Source organism: Bacillus cereus group sp. MYBK5-2 (genome assembly GCF_051915685.1).
GTDB classification, from domain to species: Bacteria; Bacillota; Bacilli; order Bacillales; family Bacillaceae_G; genus Bacillus_A; species Bacillus_A cereus.
This window is the reverse complement of sequence record NZ_JBQAFE010000003.1, coordinates 368,204-384,580: the sequence shown is the minus strand read 5'-3', so window position 1 is coordinate 384,580 and position 16,377 is coordinate 368,204. Positions and strand designations below refer to the sequence as shown.

Sequence of the window (16,377 nt, the reverse complement as noted above, 5' to 3'; positions counted from 1 at the left end):
CGTAACAAAAATATACAAACTACTCTTCCTTTTTTAGGTAAATACCTATACATTTCTACCCTCTCTTCCATACATTATAGTAACCGCAGTATTAGCGGGAAATGATAAAGGAGGTCATCTCATGTACGGATACTCATATTGCTATCCAACTTGTTCATATCCTTCCTACGGTTATGGCGGTTCTTGTGGCGGGTCTGGACGCGGCTTCGCCTTAATCGTTGTGTTGTTTATTCTTTTAATTATCGTTGGTGCTGCTTGCATTCGCTAATTGTAAAACGAAACAACTATGGAAAGAAAAAGACGGCTTTGCCGTCTTTTTCTGTTTATCACATACATAACTACTCTATAATAGAACGATTTCCAAAATGCCTTCCCTTTCTTGCCGATGACTTTTTCCATCTCCTTTGGTAGACTAAAGAGGAAAGGAGAGATTACATATGCTTACAATGAAAGATGTTATTCGCGAAGGAGATCCTATTTTGCGCAACGTTGCAGAAGAGGTGTCCTTACCGGCAAGCGAAGAAGATACAACTACCTTAAAAGAAATGATTGAATTCGTAATAAATAGCCAAGATCCTGAAATGGCTGAAAAATATAGTTTACGCCCTGGAATCGGATTAGCGGCTCCGCAAATCGGTGTTTCAAAAAAAATGATTGCAGTTCATGTAACCGATGCGGATGGTACATTATATAGCCATGCATTATTCAATCCAAAAATCATTAGCCATTCTGTTGAACGTACATATTTACAGGGTGGTGAAGGCTGTCTATCTGTAGACCGCGAAGTACCTGGTTATGTTCCTCGTTATACAAGAATTACAGTAAAAGCAACTTCTATTAACGGAGAAGAAGTAAAATTACGTTTAAAAGGTTTACCAGCAATCGTATTTCAGCACGAGATTGACCATTTAAATGGCGTTATGTTCTATGACCATATCAATAAAGAAAATCCTTTTGCCGCTCCTGATGATTCCAAACCTCTAGAGCGATAATAATAAAAAGGCGGAAGTTAATCTTCCGCCTTTTTATTATGAAATGGGTTCCATATTCACTTATAGCAATCCAGCCCACTTTAGTCCATGATATATACCGTCTTCATTAACATCCTTTGTCACATGATTTGCAAGTTTTTTCAAGTCTTCATGGCCATTTCCCATCACAATACCTGTGCCAACGGCTTCGATCATTTCTAAATCATTTAAGCCATCTCCAAATGCATACACTTGATCACGATTAAAACCTAACTTTTCAATGTATTTCTCAATTCCTTTTGCCTTAGAACCACCATTCGGAATGATATCCATTGAATATGCATGCCAACGAATAAAATGAAAATCTGGATAATGATTAATAAACTTTTCCTCTTCATTTACTTCACAAAAAAGTAGTGTTTGATAAATATTACGTTCCTCATAAAAATTAGGCTCATATGCTGGATGCTCAAAGTTTAAGCTTCCAAAGCCTTCTTTCACATAATCATGATATTCCACTGATGCTCTCATATCTTGATGGTCAAGATATACAAGTGGATATCCTTCTTGTTTTGCAAACTGAGTAAACTTATGTAAAGCATCTGGATGTAACGGATTATTAAATATTACCTCATCTTCAAAGACAACATATTGTCCATTAAAACTAACATAATTATGTATATCAAGTTCCTTACGAATATCTTCGAACATAAATGGCGCGCGCCCTGTCGCAATTGCTACATGTACACCTTTTTCTTGTAACTGTTTTACTGCATCTCGTGTAGATTGCGGAATTTTTTTATCATGATCTAATAATGTTCCATCAATATCAAAAAAGACAATTTTATCATTCATTTGTCAAAATCCTTTCTGGCACTCTATATTCCTATTTTGAATATCACTTTTCAAATTCTAAAAAAAAGTATAACATATTAAACATCTGTGAAGAAAGCGTTCCCTTTCTGACCTTATTTGTAAACTTTGCATATATATATATTAGTAAAACATGTGGATACTTGTTCGTATGAATTTTCTTTTCCATTCTTCCTCATACTATACCTATAACTAACGGCTACTAATCGTTACTATAGAATAACTTTCACTGTATGGGAAAGGACAAGATTCACCATTCACTTTTGTCCTATCTCTTATATCAGAGATAGAGTTTTCACTAGTAATAGGCATGTTTAAAATAAGGAAAGGAAGGAGTAATCATGCTGAAGAAGCTGAAGAAAAAGCTCAAGCGTTATTTAAATGGTCTAGTCCGTAAAAAGACAGTCGCTTAAATTGTGCCCATTTCGGGCTTTTTCTTCATTCTCATTCGAAAAAACATGAAAATCGTGACTGTTTGCTTTATAATAAGTAACAGATAATGCAAAACATAGACAAGGAGAGGTTTTCCAAATGATTTTTAAAGTATTTTATCAAGAAAAATTAACTGAGGTTCCAGTACGTGAAAATACAAAAGTTTTATATTTAGAGGCTACGTCTGAAAAGGATGTTCGTACAAAATTAAATAAGTTCGCATATAATATCGAGTTTGTTCAGTCTGTTACTGGCGCTCATCTTGAATATGAAAAAGAAAACGCTGATTTAACATTAGCGGAAATCGTATAGCGATATGAAATTTCTAAAAAACGACCAAGTTGCTGTATTTGCTCTCGGTGGGCTTGGTGAAATCGGTAAAAATACATACGCTGTTCAATTTCAAGATGAAATTATTATAATTGATGCTGGAATTAAATTTCCAGAGGACGAACTTCTCGGAATCGATTATGTAATACCAGACTACACTTATTTTGTGCGAAACGAAGATAAAATTAAAGGGTTATTCATTACACATGGTCACGAAGATCATATCGGCGGAATCCCTTACCTATTACGTCAAGTGAACATTCCAATTTACGGCGGAAAATTAGCAATTGCACTCATCAAAAACAAACTAGAAGAACACGGCTTACTTCGTAAAGCAAAACTTTACGAGATTCAAGAAGATGACGTTATTAAATTCAAAAAAACGTCTGTATCCTTCTTCCGTACAACTCACAGTATTCCAGATTCGTACGGCGTTGTTGTGAAAACACCTCAAGGTCAAGTCGTTCATACAGGTGACTTCAAATTTGACTTCACACCAGTTGGTGAACCAGCTGATTTAACAAAAATGGCTGAAATCGGTAAAGATGGCGTACTATGTCTATTATCTGATAGTACGAACAGTGAAGTTCCAAACTTTACTATGTCTGAGCGTCGCGTTGGTGATAGTATTCAAGACATTTTCCGTAAAGTAGAAGGACGGATTATATTCGCAACCTTTGCATCAAATATTCACCGCTTACAACAAGTTGTTGAAGCTGCTGTTGAAAACAACCGTAAAGTAGCTGTGTTTGGTCGAAGTATGGAAGCAGCGATTGAAATTGGACAAAACCTTGGTTATATTCGTTGCCCGAAAGATACATTCATAGATGCATCTCAACTAAACCGCTTACCAGCTAATAAAGTTGTTATTTTATGTACAGGTAGTCAAGGTGAACCGATGGCAGCACTTTCACGTATTGCAAATGGTACACACCGCCAAATTCAAATTATTCCTGGAGATACAGTTGTTTTCTCTTCTTCACCAATTCCAGGAAATACAATTAGCGTAAGTCGTACAATTAACATGTTGTACCGCGCTGGCGCTGATGTAATTCACGGGAAACTTTCAAATATCCATACAAGTGGACACGGTGGACAAGAAGAACAAAAGTTAATGTTACGTCTAATTAAACCGAAGTACTTCATGCCAATTCATGGTGAATATCGTATGCAGCGTATGCACATGAACATAGCAAATGATTGTGGCATCCCTGAAGAAAATTGCTTCATTATGGATAATGGCGATGTTCTTGCTTTACGTTCGGATGAAGCTAGCGTAGCTGGAAAAATCCCATCTGGTTCGGTCTACATTGATGGAAACGGTATTGGAGATATTGGCAATATCGTATTACGCGATCGTCGTATCCTTTCTGAAGAAGGACTTGTAATTGTAGTTGTAAGCATTGATATGAAAGAATTTAAAGTTGCAGCAGGACCTGATATCATCTCACGCGGTTTCGTTTACATGCGTGAAAGCAGCGATTTAATCAATGATGCACAAACATTAATTACAACTCATTTAGAAAAAGTAATGGAGCGTAAAACAACACAATGGTCTGAAATTAAAAATGAAATTACAGACACATTAGCCCCATTCCTATATGAGAAAACGAAACGTCGTCCAATGATTTTACCAATCATTATGGAAATATAAGAAAAAGGACAATGCCATGAAGGCATTGTCCTTTTCTTTTCTCTTATCTTAAAAAGTGTTTAAATCGATCCACTTCATCGTCATGACCAATGACAATTAATATATCTCCTGCTTGAATATTCTCCGTAGCTCGAGGGGATACGATAACTTCTTTGCCTCGTTTAATTGCTACAATATTCAATCCAAACTTCGCACGAATATCTAATTCAATTAAAGAGTGCCCATCAATTTTTTTATTCGCAATAATCTCTACAATACTATGCTCATCTGAAAGCTCAAGGTAGTCTAGCACATTGCTTGATGCAATATTATTAGCAATCCTTTTTCCCATATCACGTTCTGGATGCACAATATGATCTGCACCTATTTTACTTAACACTTTTTCATGATAATCATTTTGAGCTTTTACAGTAATATTTTTTACACCCAACTCTTTCAAAATCAAAGTCGTTAAAATACTTGAATTTAAATTATCTCCAATAGCAACGACTACGTGATCAAAATTTCGAATACCAAGGCTTTTTAATACCATCTCATCTGTTGAATCTGCAATTACAGCATGCGAAGCTATATTTGCAAATTCATTAATTTTATCCTCATCTGAATCGATTGCCATTACTTCCATACCTAATTGAGCTAGTTCTCGGCAAATACTTCCACCAAAGCGACCAAGTCCAATGACAGCAAATTCTTTTTCTTTCTCACCCACAAGAATTCCTCCAATAACTTCAAGTACTATTTATTTTCAGTGTAACACACTTTATATGCGTCACAAAAACTATGATTAGCTCTTATTTTTGTTTTTGTATATAAAAATATTGTTGCAAGTAAAAAGCGATACCAACAAGTAGCATAGCAAATACAAATATATTTCCAAAAGAACTAAATGTTTCAAAAACGAATAATAATGTTTCTTGACCAAAAAAGGCAAATAGAAGCTGTGTGAATGCAAATAACAACGCCCATATGTAATGATGTTGATGGAATAAATAATGCGTTGCACCTAAAAAAGCAATAAACGAAAAGATAAAGATCCACCAATTTTCTAAAAATAGTTGCCAATTAGAAAATTGATATCCATTTACTAATATCGCAATAAGCGCGATAACTGCCATCGTCGGCACACTCCAAAATAATGCCCGTCCTCTAAAGAAACGAGTGCCTTTAACATCTCCTTTTTCATGTGCAATATATGTTAGTACTACTGTGCTTATATACAAAACAGAAAGAATTGTTAAAACGATAATAAGCCAAAAATGTAATTGATAATATTCATGCTCTATATTTGTCACGATTGCAGCTAACATGCACGGAATTAACATTCCCGTCCAACCATCTACTTTTCTTTCATTCCAAAAGACCGTATTACCAATCCTTATTCCTAACAACATAAAAATAATGATACCCAATACAAATAACGTAGTTTTATTCCCTACTAAACTCGTTGAAAAAGCAATTAATCCAATAAATAAAAAGAGCACAAACCCATTCATAATTTCTAGTACAGGTGATAAATATCTCTTCACCCATTTGTATGTTTCGTCATATTCATTATTATCTACTAGACGATAGGCATAAAAACTTATCCCAAAATAAACCGCCGCAATAATAACATACGCATATAAGACGAAACATAAAATCGCACTGCTAATTTGCACGTAATTCCCCACCCTTTTTTCTATGTTTCACATTGATTTTACACACTTTTCATACTAAAAGTAAACATATATAAGTTAGTCAAATAATTAATAATGAGCAGTGGCTAAACCCCCTGCTCATTATTAAAACAGTACAATTAACTTTAATTCTTCCATTTGTATGTAAATGTCTAAAATCAATCTATACGAGCGTTACTTACACCTCAGAACAAAAAGTTTTTTGGAACCTTCAAGAAAGTGGAAGTTTTATTTTCTATTCCCTTTCCACTTTACATATTGGCTTAAAAATGTAATTGCCTTTTCAATCACTTCTTCGTCTGGTTTTAATTTTGCATGATGTAAACCATATTCTGAATTTACTCCAAGCCAAAACATAAATCCAGGGATTTCTCGAAGCATATAACCAAAATCTTCACCCGTCATTGCCTCAGTACATGTAATAACATTCATATCAGTTTGTTTATGTACAAATTCCATAAACTCTCTCGTTAACTCTTCATGGTTATATACTTGATGATACATTGCTCCGTAATCTATAATCGCCTCACACTGGAAAGAAGCTTCGATACCTGCAACAATTGACTCAATTCTGCTTTTCACACGCTTCATTGATTCCACTGATAATGTTCGAATCGTTCCTTCTAAACGAGATTTTTCTGCAATAATATTTTGAACCGTACCACCAGTAATTTTCCCGATTGTAATTACTGCACTATCAAGAGGATTTACATTGCGACTAATAACGGATTGAAGCTGTGTAACAAGATGACTCGCTGCAACAATCATGTCATTTGCAGTATGCGGATAGGCAGCATGGCCACCTTTCCCTTTTAAATCAATATATAATTCTGAAGTATTGGCAAATAACAGTCCTTCTTTCGTTGCAATTGTCCCCACAGCGTATTCTGGTGCAATATGAAGACCAAGAATTATATTCGGTTTCCATTCTTTTAACTCTTCACTTTCTAACATAGGGAGAGCACCGCCTGGTCCTTCTTCTGCTGGCTGGAATAGAAATACAAGGTCATCATCTATTCTTTCGCTCACAGCTTTCGTTAGAAGGCCTAAACCGATTGTTGTATGTACATCATGGCCACATGCATGCATCATTCCTTCATGAATAGAAGCAAACTCGTATCCAGTTTCCTCTGTAATTGGTAAACCGTCTATATCTGCACGATAACCTATTATTTTTTCAGGATTTTTTCCATTTACTTTAACGATTACACCCGTTTTCCATGTCTTCACTTCCACAAATTCATGAGAAAGTGTTCCTATATAATCTAAAATATACTGTTGTGTTTTCCATTCCTTAAATCCGATTTCTGGAATTCTATGTAGATCTCTACGAATTTGGACAAATTTGCTTACTGTCATTTTTGCACCTCTATCTATAAAAAGCGTAAGAGCCCATTTACGCTCTTACGCTTTTTTTACTTTTTATTTCTCTGGGTTTAATTGACGAAGCTCTTGTTTAATTTCTGTTTTTGCTTTTGTCTTCTCATCAATTTCTTTAATTACACGTGCTGGAGTACCTGCAACAACTGTGTATGGAGGCACATCTTCTGTTACAACAGCTCCCGCTGCTACAACTGCACCTTTACCTACTGTAACACCCTCTAAAACAACTACATTTGCACCGATTACTACATCATCTTCAACGATAACTGGTTTTGCAGAAGGTGGCTCAATAACACCTGCAAGTACAGCACCTGCACCTACGTGACAGTTTTTACCGACTGTTGCACGTCCACCAAGTACTGCGTTCATGTCGATCATAGAACCTTCACCAATTACAGCACCAATGTTAATTGTTGCATTCATCATAATTACAGCGTTGTCACCAATTTCAACATGGTCACGAATAATAGCACCTGGCTCGATGCGAGCTTTAATACCTTTTAAATCAAGCATTGGGATTGCAGAATTACGACGATCGTTTTCTACAACGTAGTCAACGATGTGCTTATTATTCTCATCAAGAATTGTCTTAATTTCAGACCATTCTCCGAATAATACACCTGATTTTTTATTCACAAATGCTTGTACTGTTTCAGGGAATGTTACTTCTTTTAAATCCCCTTTTATGTATACCTTTACAGGAGTTTTCTTTTCACTTTTTTGAATAAACGAAATAATTTCGTTAGCGTCCATCATTTTCATTCTTGTTGCCTCCTAAATCCATTTATAATGTTACTCTACCAAACGAAAGAGCGAGTAGCAAGATAATAATCTTATTTTTCCCTTTGAATTTCTTCTATAATTTCTAAAAATGCTTGTACTTGCTTCAACTGCCTTGCCGAGTCACTTGTTAACAACCATGTTTCTCTCGTCAGTTGAACAGGTGTTTTATACATATTTTCCTGTACTTCCTTTAAAACAGTAGAAGGTAAAAGGGCATAACCTATACCATTTAAAACAAGTTGTTTACATGTTTCAATTTGGTCAACTACAATCGTTCGCTTAGGCGGATTAGAAAATAAACCATACCACCAATTTTGTATTTGTCCATAATAAGTCGAGTCACTTTTAAATTGAATGAACGGCCTATTTGTTTCTTTTAACATCGAAATATCTTTTATTTCTTTATCAACTAAATACAGTTCATCTTCAAATAATTGTTGCTTCTGACCTTTATATTCTTGTGTTCCCCTCAGTATAGCAACATGCACGTCTCCTTCATAAAACTGCTTTTGCACTTCACTACTCCATCCAGTAAACAGCGATATCTTTACAGAAGGATATTTATGCACAAACTTTTTCAAAACAGGAGGGAGCCAATATTGACCAATAACTGATGCAACAGCTATTTTTAACGTTCCATGAGTTTCCGTTCTGAAAACAGCCAGCTCACTTTTTATATCTTCTTCCCTTTGCAACATTTCTTTGGCATAATTTGCAACTTTTTCCCCTTCAGGTGTAATTGTCAATCCTTTTTGTGAGCGAATAAAAAACTTCATTCCCCATTGTTTCTCCATAGATTGTAATCGTTGACTCAGCGCAGGTTGGGAAACAAATAAACGTTCCGCCGCTTTTCTCATATTTGATTCCTGAGCTAACACAACCATCATTTGAAAATCATCAATTTGCAACTTTCTCCCTCTTTCCTTAGCTTCCATACACCTTATTTCAATAAGCTTTTCATCCTTAATTTACCCGAATGCTTTCATTCAGAAAATACAATTGTCCAGCGCAAACTTTCCTTATGTTTTATGTCTTTTTAAATATAATACATACACAAGTGATATGCACGAAAAAAAAGTGACTTCTTCGTTTCTATGAAGTCACTTTTTTCACTTTATCGATTATGTTGCCTTACTTTCTTATTCAACAATTTTAAAATAGCTCGACGTGTTAAAATCCCCTCAAAATAGCCTTCTTCATTAACAGCGCAAATAAAAGGATGATCAATTGTCATTTCTAAAGCTTTTGCAAATGAATCGTCTAATTTAAGAACAGGTATATCTTCTTTCATCACCTGCTCTACTTTCATATCATCGAGCCTTTCAAACTCAATACGTTCTAATCCTAACATACCATCTAATATCATGGCAGTACTAATCAAACCATGTAGTTTATACATTGGATCTAAGACAGGTATCGCTGAATATCCAGATTTTACAAGAACGAGTAAAGCATGTTCTAAACTATTTCCAATTTGGACATGAGCTACTTTTTCCGATGAAATCATTAAATCCTTCACAAGAATTTGTTGAAATTCGTCTTTCGGAATACTAATCATATTACATCCCCCATTTTCCCTTTTTCCTGCTTATGTTCACAACTCTATTCACATTTTATGACAGCGTTTTCATATTATTATTTTGTCCTAAATTTATTTCAATAAAAATACAATCACACAGCTATTTTAGCATACCGCACAAAAAAAAGACTACCATTCCGGTAGCGCTTAATACCCTTTATTTTTTAATCTGTAAAATAACCTTGTGATTTTTTTATATTGCATCACATCGGTCTGTTTCAAACCATTCTCAATATCTGTAAGTTCCACAGCTAAAATTTCACTTGCGTAATTTTGCTGAAATAAAATATCTAGTAGTAAACTTTCTTCTTCCTTCGTTAAAACAACTTCCCTTTGCATATACCCCTCTCCTTACACTCGCATCGTTACTCTTATTATATAAAAAATTCAACCTATTTAATAGATGTAATATTCAGTTTTTATTAAAAGATATGTAACAATCGTACACATACAAAAAAATCATTTCGTATATCGATTTGCATAGCTAAACGCCGCATAAGCATCCGGCTTAATTTTTGCAGTTAATCCCATCGCTCGAATTTTTTCTGTCATATCTAAAATAAATTCTTTTGTTAAGCCATCATTCCCAATGTCTAAATGAATTTCCATTATGAATCCAGCCCCATCTTGAGCATAAGGATGCAATAACTCCCATATTGTTTGTATATGAGTAGGCGTAAATAGACATGCGATTTCTTGACTAAACTGCGTTTCTAAATATATTTTCTCACGTAAGGTCGCTGGCTTATCTTTTACTGATCTATGGTGTAAACAACCCCAGGCACCTTTTCCAACACGATGAATATGGATTGCTGTAATAAACCTCGTATCCTTTTGATGCGCTTGCGAGTCTGTCCCAATGGATAATCGATACAAATTTCGCGGATCCTTTTCAATGAAACTACAAATACGGTTAAAGACCATATCAAAATTTAAATGTCTCTCTGAAACATTGTAAAATTTATGTGCACCGTCCACAGAGTCACGTCCTTTCAATTAGACAGACTTTTCGTATTCTCATTGTATGGGACAAAAACTAAAATTATAACTTCCTATCCTTTATTCGTTTCAATATTTCGAATTACAAAGTGACAAACTTGGCACGTATAAATTACATTTTGATTAGATTGAGCCGTTAATACATGAATAATCTCAGCAGAACTTTGACAATTAGGACAAATCACAACTGGTAAACGTTCCATACGATAACCTCCTAGTTATATTTCTCCTGCTATTTGCAAAACCCAGCGATAGTGAGAAGTTTAGCTTCACATATTCACCCGGTTGACGGGACTAATTATCAACATGGATAAGCAAACTTGCACGGATTAAATTTTCATTTTAATACCATTGTAGGAAAAATAAAAAATTTCTATACATTATGCTAGAAAGTAATAGAACTAAAAAAGGTACTGCCATGTGGCAGTACCTTTTTTATATGTATCAAGAAATGATATCGTAAATCTCAATTGCAACCATGTCGATATTATCGAATTGATATACTTGAGGTTTTTCACCTTGTTGATACACTTCTAACTCATACATTTCACTTTTATCGAAAAATTTCACGCTACATTTGCGCTCACCGTTCACTTCAAAATAGCGTTGTGCTACTTCACCGCTTTCAGCTTGTTCTTGTAGACTAACAAGTCGAGTTAAAATTCCTTGGAGTAGAGACATGAAATCTCTCCTTTCTCTGATCTTCCTACCAATAGGTTTTACAGCTATACTCATTCTATCCGTCATAACAGAAAAAATGTTCCACACTCTAGGATAAAGGTTATTGGCCAGAAACTCAACTAAAAATTTGTCGAAATGCGAAGGAAAAAACAGAAAGAACATATTTCTCCTTCATTATTGCGGTTTTTATACTGGAAGAATATAATAAAAAACAGAAAAAAGGAGGAATTACAATGAAAAAAATTGAGGTTTATACACAACCCGATTGTCCGCCATGTGTTATTGTAAAAGAATTTTTGAAGCATAATAACGTTGCATATGAAGAATTTGACGTAAAAAAAGACGCTGCTGCTCGCAATCGTCTTTTATACGACTATGATTCTTATTCAACTCCAACAGTCGTAATTGATGGCGAAGTAGTTGCAGGTTTTCAAATTGAAAAGTTACAACAACTACTCAATATAGAATAGGAATAGGTAAATACCTATTCCTATTCTTATCCCGCTATTTGTAGGTAGTAAAACTCCCACCCACTGATTAAAAGTTTCACTTTATAATTGTTGTAACCTTTTTATTTCAGTTAAAAGTTCCTGACTTTCATGATATCCTGCTAACTTCCATTTATCTTGATCCCTTTTCAATGTTACAATTTGATATTGTCCACTTTTTGTCCGCTCATATACATATAAATTTTTATGTTCTTCATCATACGACATTTTCGTTTCTGAATTAAAAGAAAACGGTGCTTCTTTTGCCGGAAGTAAATATTCACCACTTTGTTTATCACTTCTGCTATTTTCATCTGTAAATACTTGAAGGAAATTATCTGTAAAATACGGTGATAACGTCTCTATCATCTTATTCATCGGCAAATGCTTCCCACGAATTGAAAACTGGGTTTCATAGCCTTTTTGTATCGTTGTAAATACTTCTTTCCGATCGACTTCCACTTCCTCTTTTCCTAAAACAGTCGTAACACTATAACCAACTAGAAAGGCAACACATACAAATAGAACAAGCCATATTCCATATTTCCTCATTTTTTCACCTTCCTTTTAAAAGAACTTGTCTTTGTAGTATTCATTGTAACAATGATTATGCAAAGAAAGGACAGATTTCGTTCGTAAAATCTTTACAACGATAGACAGCATTTTCATCACCATTTTCACTATTACCAATTTATGATAAAAACAAACAAAAAATGCACGAATCTCTTCGTGCATTAAAATAAAACATCTTCTTCATATAAATATTCATAAGATAAATCTATAAATAAAAAGTTGTCATCATCAATCGGGAAAGAAAATGTTCGTACCATTTCTCCCGTTTCAATATCTGCATATAAATCTGAAAGCCTCGCCTTATTCTCAAAACGCATTTTCATTATATTCTCGAGAAAATACGGGCGCCAGCTCCAGTTCTTCATATAATAATCCGGCATCACAATCCATTCTCCATCTTTTTTCATAACATTTCCTGATTGTTGGAAACCATCTTCATTACAAATAAATATACGAAAACTACACTGTGATACACTTTGACTAAATTGTAATAACCAATCATTTATATCTTCATTCTTTTTTTGTTTTGATAAAACATCGCCAATGCGATCGCGTAACATCTCTGTTAAATTATAAATTTTTTGTAACTTCTTCTTTTCATGCTGAATAAACTGATGACATTCATTACCTAGTCGCTCTTTCAAAACATTCGTTTCAATAAAATCAGGTAAACATTCTTTTAAATAATTACCTTGATAATATCTTCCGCCGTTCTTCCAAGCATATTGCAGTTGATAAAAAGCATCTATTTCTTCATATAATAAAGTTGCACCAATTCTTCTAGCAAGTAATGATAAAGAATATAAAATATCTTGATAAGATTGTAAAAGTGCTGTTTGCCTTAAGTTCGTTAAATCTACTTTTAAAATATCAGGTGCTAACACGCTAATACGCTCTAAATTACTTGTACCCGTTCCGACTTTATTAATCGAAATTTGAATACCATATGTACGATAATACATAAGCAAATGATTAAATTGCTCTATATCTTCTTTACATTCATGCTCTGTAATCTCTAAAACAATTTGTTTTAAATTTAAACCTTGTTCTTCATACCTCAATAAAAGTTGAAGCAAGCTTTCATCATCATCATTCATTAATACATTAGCATTCCGATGTATAAATAATAATAATTTTTGATCGCTTTCTAAATAACGATTTAAAGCTTTTTCTACTATAATATTATCCGCTTCCAGTTGAAATTCACTTGGAATCGAATCATCGTGAAAGAAAGAAGCTAAACTTTGTATGCCCTCTTCTGTTTGAATACGTCCTACTACTTCATATCCAATTACAGTATGCTCATCAGCACTAAAAATAGCTTGATAATAAGGAAGGACTTTATCCAAGTTACTCATTACATCTAATGCATCTATCAACGTGCTTCCCTCCCTTTACTTTTCAAAAATTATAACATGATATTTACGGAAAAATAATAAAAAATCCCTTCAGTTTTCCTGAAGGGATTAGAGGGGTAAAATGCTAAGGGGAATTAGCAATTCTACTATGAAGAAAAAAGAGGTCTTAAATATAACGTATATATGACCTCTTGTAAACACTTTTCTTTCATATGTCACAATTCCGTCACATTTAACCGTAAAAAAATGAATCAAACATTCATTTTTTTATCCCTTTTAAAATGGATATTGATGTAAATGTTGTCCTCCATCCATTGTCATGCAAGTTCCATTTATGTACGCAGCTTCATCTGAGCATAAATAATAAGCTAGACCAGCGATTTCTTCTGGCGTACCCAGCCTTCCAAGCGGAACACTTTGTATCGTACGCTTAGCCATTTCTTCTGAAATCCATAATTTATCAGCACCGCCCGTACGTTCAATTGGTCCTGGAGCGATAGCGTTAACTCGTATTCCATATTTACGTCCCCACTCAACAGCGAGCGTCTTCGTCATCGCTAATACTCCTGCCTTCGCTGCAGCCGAATGAATAACTCCTGGACCTGCATCCCATGCATATGTTGCTACCATATTAATGATATTCCCTTTTATACCTTTTTCAATCCAATATTTTCCGACAGCATGGCTACAGTAAAATGTACCGTTTAATACAATATTAATGACCGAATTCCAGCCATTCACGGATAAATCTTCTGCTGGACAAATAAAGTTTCCAGCTGCATTATTTATTAAAACATCAATTCGACCAAACTTCTCATCAATCTGTTCAATCATTTTCTGAATGTCATCCGTATTTCTTACATCCATTTGTACAGGTAATACTTGCCCTGGAAATTGTTCAATTTCCAACTTTGTTTCCTCTAGTTTTTCTTTTGTACGTCCTGTAATAACAACTCGTGCCCCTTCTTTTGCAAAGCGAGTCGCCATTCCTTTTCCCATTCCACTCGATCCACCTGTTATAATAACTACCTTTTCTTTCACATACATCCCCTCCAAAAAATGAATACACATTCATTTTATCACTTTATTTAATAGAAATCTTTATATTTTTAAACTTTTCTGATATTTTAATGTAAAGAACTTTCTTTTTATTCATTTTTTTCGTAATCTATACTAATTTTTTATTATGTAAAGTATATTTTTAAATAAACTGAAAGGAGATTTGAGTAGCCTTTAAATGGAATAAAAACATTGAGGTATACTCATATTTTTATGGCGCACATTACAAGAAGAAATTTTTTGAAAATTGGTATGCGTACTTGTCTCTATTCATTTATAACCAGTGGCATCGGATACTACTATGCTAAATATATAGAACCCCATTTCATTTCTTTTACACAGCACACATTAAAATCACAACTCATCCCAAAAAGTTTTCATGGTATGAAAATTCTTCAATTCAGCGATTTACATCTCGGATACTATTTCTCGCTTCAACATTTATCTCAAGTTGTTTCTAAAATTAATGCTGTAAATCCAGATATTGTCCTTTTTACCGGAGATCTCATTGATAATTATCAAACGTATACTGACACTCCTTTTGTCGCATCCATTTTAAAAAATATACAAGCCCCCTTCGGTAAATTCGCTATTTATGGTAACCATGATCACGGTGGATATGGAACTGAATACTATGAGCACATCATGCGTGAATCAGGATTTGAACTATTGCTAAATAGTGAAAAAAGAATTCATCTAATGGATAATAGTGAAATTTCTATTTTCGGTCTCGATGATATACTACTAGGCAAACCAAAAATAGAGAAAACATTACAACATGCACGGCAAAATACTTATAACATCGTTCTTGTTCACGAGCCAGATATCGCGCCGCAAATTTCCAAATATCCAATCAACTTGCAACTTTCTGGTCATAGCCATGGCGGACAAGTACAAATTCCTTTTTTAGGGGCTATTATTACACCATCACTCGCCAAAGACTATATTGAAGGCTTCTATACGATGCAAGATTTAACTCTCTATGTCAATCGAGGTCTTGGAAGAACACGTGTCCCATTTCGTTTCATGTCAAAACCTGAAATCACAATTTTCACACTCCAACATTCGTAATAATTCGCCTATTTTCTTACATATCCTTTCTTGTACGCGCTCATCCATGTTTCGTTTACCATATGATAAAAGTGAGTCCAATAAAGGAGGTATGTTCATGTATCCATATTATCAACCAATTCCAGTCCGTTCAGCACCTATTGGTCCAGTAGGCGACTCACGCTTCTTCCCGTTTTTTGGCGTTCCCTTTCTAGCTGGAATTGCTGGTGGATTGCTCGGCGGAGCATTAGCTTTCGGCCCTCGACCATTTTATCCACCTTATCCACCACCTTTCCCGCCGCCAGCACCTTATCCTTGTTACGGTGGACCATGTCAGCAACCATACTATTACTAGGTTAAAGTAACGATTCTTTCAAATATTATTCTCTCAACGAGCCATCTCATTACACGCTTATAATAAAACTATTGTTTCTACTCATCCTTCCATTTTTGGAGCATATGAGTAGAAAAAAGTAAAAACCTCTTAT

21 protein-coding genes are annotated in these 16,377 nt (G+C 34.5%); 7 read left to right on the top strand and 14 right to left on the bottom strand.

Features of this window, described 5'->3' with window-relative positions:
* The first annotated feature begins 121 nt into the window (after window positions 1-121).
* Window positions 122-268, top strand: a complete 147-nt coding sequence (locus ACTFP3_RS14405; RefSeq protein ID WP_000274562.1) for a YjcZ family sporulation protein — start codon at window positions 122-124, stop codon at window positions 266-268.
* Between the two features lie 169 nt (window positions 269-437).
* The gene (def, locus tag ACTFP3_RS14400) at window positions 438-992 is read left to right on the top strand and encodes a peptide deformylase (RefSeq protein ID WP_000957048.1); all 555 of its coding nucleotides are present in this window, start codon (window positions 438-440) and stop codon (window positions 990-992) included.
* Between the two features lie 60 nt (window positions 993-1,052).
* Here def and ACTFP3_RS14395 read toward each other — a convergent pair whose 3' ends face one another.
* The gene (locus ACTFP3_RS14395; protein ID WP_000998268.1) at window positions 1,053-1,826 is read right to left on the bottom strand and encodes a Cof-type HAD-IIB family hydrolase; all 774 of its coding nucleotides are present in this window, start codon (window positions 1,824-1,826) and stop codon (window positions 1,053-1,055) included.
* 549 nt (window positions 1,827-2,375) lie between these two features.
* Here ACTFP3_RS14395 and ACTFP3_RS14390 point away from each other — a divergent pair.
* Entirely contained in the window at window positions 2,376-2,588 is a 213-nt protein-coding gene (locus tag ACTFP3_RS14390) for a DNA-dependent RNA polymerase subunit epsilon (RefSeq protein ID WP_000576435.1), read from the top strand.
* A 4-nt stretch (window positions 2,589-2,592) separates the two neighbouring features.
* Window positions 2,593-4,260: a ribonuclease J1 gene (rnjA, locus tag ACTFP3_RS14385; protein ID WP_000670377.1), complete on the top strand. Its 1,668-nt coding sequence runs from the start codon at window positions 2,593-2,595 to the stop codon at window positions 4,258-4,260.
* Between the two features lie 43 nt (window positions 4,261-4,303).
* Here the strand turns inward: rnjA and ACTFP3_RS14380 are convergent, their stop codons facing one another.
* The 10 genes from ACTFP3_RS14380 to ACTFP3_RS14335 form a co-directional block, all read right to left on the bottom strand.
* On the bottom strand, window positions 4,304-4,969 hold the full coding sequence (locus ACTFP3_RS14380; RefSeq protein ID WP_000504032.1) for a potassium channel family protein: 666 nt from the start codon (window positions 4,967-4,969) through the stop codon (window positions 4,304-4,306).
* 82 nt (window positions 4,970-5,051) lie between these two features.
* A complete protein-coding gene (locus tag ACTFP3_RS14375; RefSeq protein WP_001167321.1) occupies window positions 5,052-5,918 on the bottom strand; it encodes a cytochrome c oxidase assembly protein in 867 nt (288 codons plus the stop codon).
* Between the two features lie 246 nt (window positions 5,919-6,164).
* Window positions 6,165-7,295 carry an N-acetyldiaminopimelate deacetylase gene (locus ACTFP3_RS14370; RefSeq protein ID WP_000218672.1) on the bottom strand — a complete coding sequence of 377 codons (1,131 nt, stop codon included), beginning with the start codon at window positions 7,293-7,295 and terminating at the stop codon, window positions 6,165-6,167.
* Between the two features lie 63 nt (window positions 7,296-7,358).
* Window positions 7,359-8,081 carry a 2,3,4,5-tetrahydropyridine-2,6-dicarboxylate N-acetyltransferase gene (gene dapD / locus ACTFP3_RS14365; protein WP_000783241.1) on the bottom strand — a complete coding sequence of 241 codons (723 nt, stop codon included), beginning with the start codon at window positions 8,079-8,081 and terminating at the stop codon, window positions 7,359-7,361.
* Window positions 8,082-8,152: 71 nt separating this feature from the next.
* Window positions 8,153-9,037, bottom strand: a complete 885-nt coding sequence (locus ACTFP3_RS14360; RefSeq protein WP_001987174.1) for a LysR family transcriptional regulator — start codon at window positions 9,035-9,037, stop codon at window positions 8,153-8,155.
* Window positions 9,038-9,216: 179 nt separating this feature from the next.
* The gene (gene cbpB / locus ACTFP3_RS14355) at window positions 9,217-9,660 is read right to left on the bottom strand and encodes a cyclic-di-AMP-binding protein CbpB (RefSeq protein WP_000623579.1); all 444 of its coding nucleotides are present in this window, start codon (window positions 9,658-9,660) and stop codon (window positions 9,217-9,219) included.
* A gap of 168 nt (window positions 9,661-9,828) precedes the next feature.
* The gene (gene abbA, locus ACTFP3_RS14350) at window positions 9,829-10,020 is read right to left on the bottom strand and encodes an antirepressor AbbA (RefSeq protein ID WP_001188692.1); all 192 of its coding nucleotides are present in this window, start codon (window positions 10,018-10,020) and stop codon (window positions 9,829-9,831) included.
* Window positions 10,021-10,140: 120 nt separating this feature from the next.
* Window positions 10,141-10,659, bottom strand: coding sequence for a ribonuclease H-like YkuK family protein (locus ACTFP3_RS14345; protein WP_000348489.1), 519 nt, complete (start codon window positions 10,657-10,659; stop codon window positions 10,141-10,143).
* 74 nt (window positions 10,660-10,733) lie between these two features.
* Window positions 10,734-10,883: a hypothetical protein gene (locus tag ACTFP3_RS14340; RefSeq protein WP_000440540.1), complete on the bottom strand. Its 150-nt coding sequence runs from the start codon at window positions 10,881-10,883 to the stop codon at window positions 10,734-10,736.
* Window positions 10,884-11,124: 241 nt separating this feature from the next.
* Complete coding sequence (locus ACTFP3_RS14335; protein ID WP_000055151.1) at window positions 11,125-11,361, bottom strand: YkuJ family protein; 237 nt, start codon at window positions 11,359-11,361, stop codon at window positions 11,125-11,127.
* A 233-nt stretch (window positions 11,362-11,594) separates the two neighbouring features.
* On the opposite strand from ACTFP3_RS14335, the gene ACTFP3_RS14330 reads away from it, so the two are divergent.
* Window positions 11,595-11,831, top strand: coding sequence for a glutaredoxin family protein (locus ACTFP3_RS14330; RefSeq protein ID WP_000717875.1), 237 nt, complete (start codon window positions 11,595-11,597; stop codon window positions 11,829-11,831).
* 81 nt (window positions 11,832-11,912) lie between these two features.
* On the opposite strand, the gene ACTFP3_RS14325 is transcribed toward ACTFP3_RS14330, so the two are convergent.
* The 3 genes from ACTFP3_RS14325 to fadH all read right to left on the bottom strand — a co-directional run bounded on the left by ACTFP3_RS14325 (window position 11,913) and on the right by fadH (window position 14,821).
* Window positions 11,913-12,401 carry a DUF3993 domain-containing protein gene (locus ACTFP3_RS14325; RefSeq protein WP_001233804.1) on the bottom strand — a complete coding sequence of 163 codons (489 nt, stop codon included), beginning with the start codon at window positions 12,399-12,401 and terminating at the stop codon, window positions 11,913-11,915.
* Window positions 12,402-12,583: 182 nt separating this feature from the next.
* Window positions 12,584-13,801: an EAL domain-containing protein gene (locus ACTFP3_RS14320; protein WP_000564306.1), complete on the bottom strand. Its 1,218-nt coding sequence runs from the start codon at window positions 13,799-13,801 to the stop codon at window positions 12,584-12,586.
* A 255-nt stretch (window positions 13,802-14,056) separates the two neighbouring features.
* Window positions 14,057-14,821 (bottom strand): 2,4-dienoyl-CoA reductase, encoded by a 765-nt coding sequence (gene fadH / locus ACTFP3_RS14315; protein ID WP_000660913.1) that lies wholly within the window; start codon window positions 14,819-14,821, stop codon window positions 14,057-14,059.
* 231 nt (window positions 14,822-15,052) lie between these two features.
* Between fadH and ACTFP3_RS14310 the strand changes: the two genes are divergently transcribed.
* Complete coding sequence (locus ACTFP3_RS14310) at window positions 15,053-15,910, top strand: metallophosphoesterase (RefSeq protein WP_149215148.1); 858 nt, start codon at window positions 15,053-15,055, stop codon at window positions 15,908-15,910.
* A gap of 97 nt (window positions 15,911-16,007) precedes the next feature.
* The gene (locus ACTFP3_RS14305) at window positions 16,008-16,244 is read left to right on the top strand and encodes a hypothetical protein (protein ID WP_000283738.1); all 237 of its coding nucleotides are present in this window, start codon (window positions 16,008-16,010) and stop codon (window positions 16,242-16,244) included.
* Window positions 16,245-16,377 lie beyond the last annotated feature (133 nt).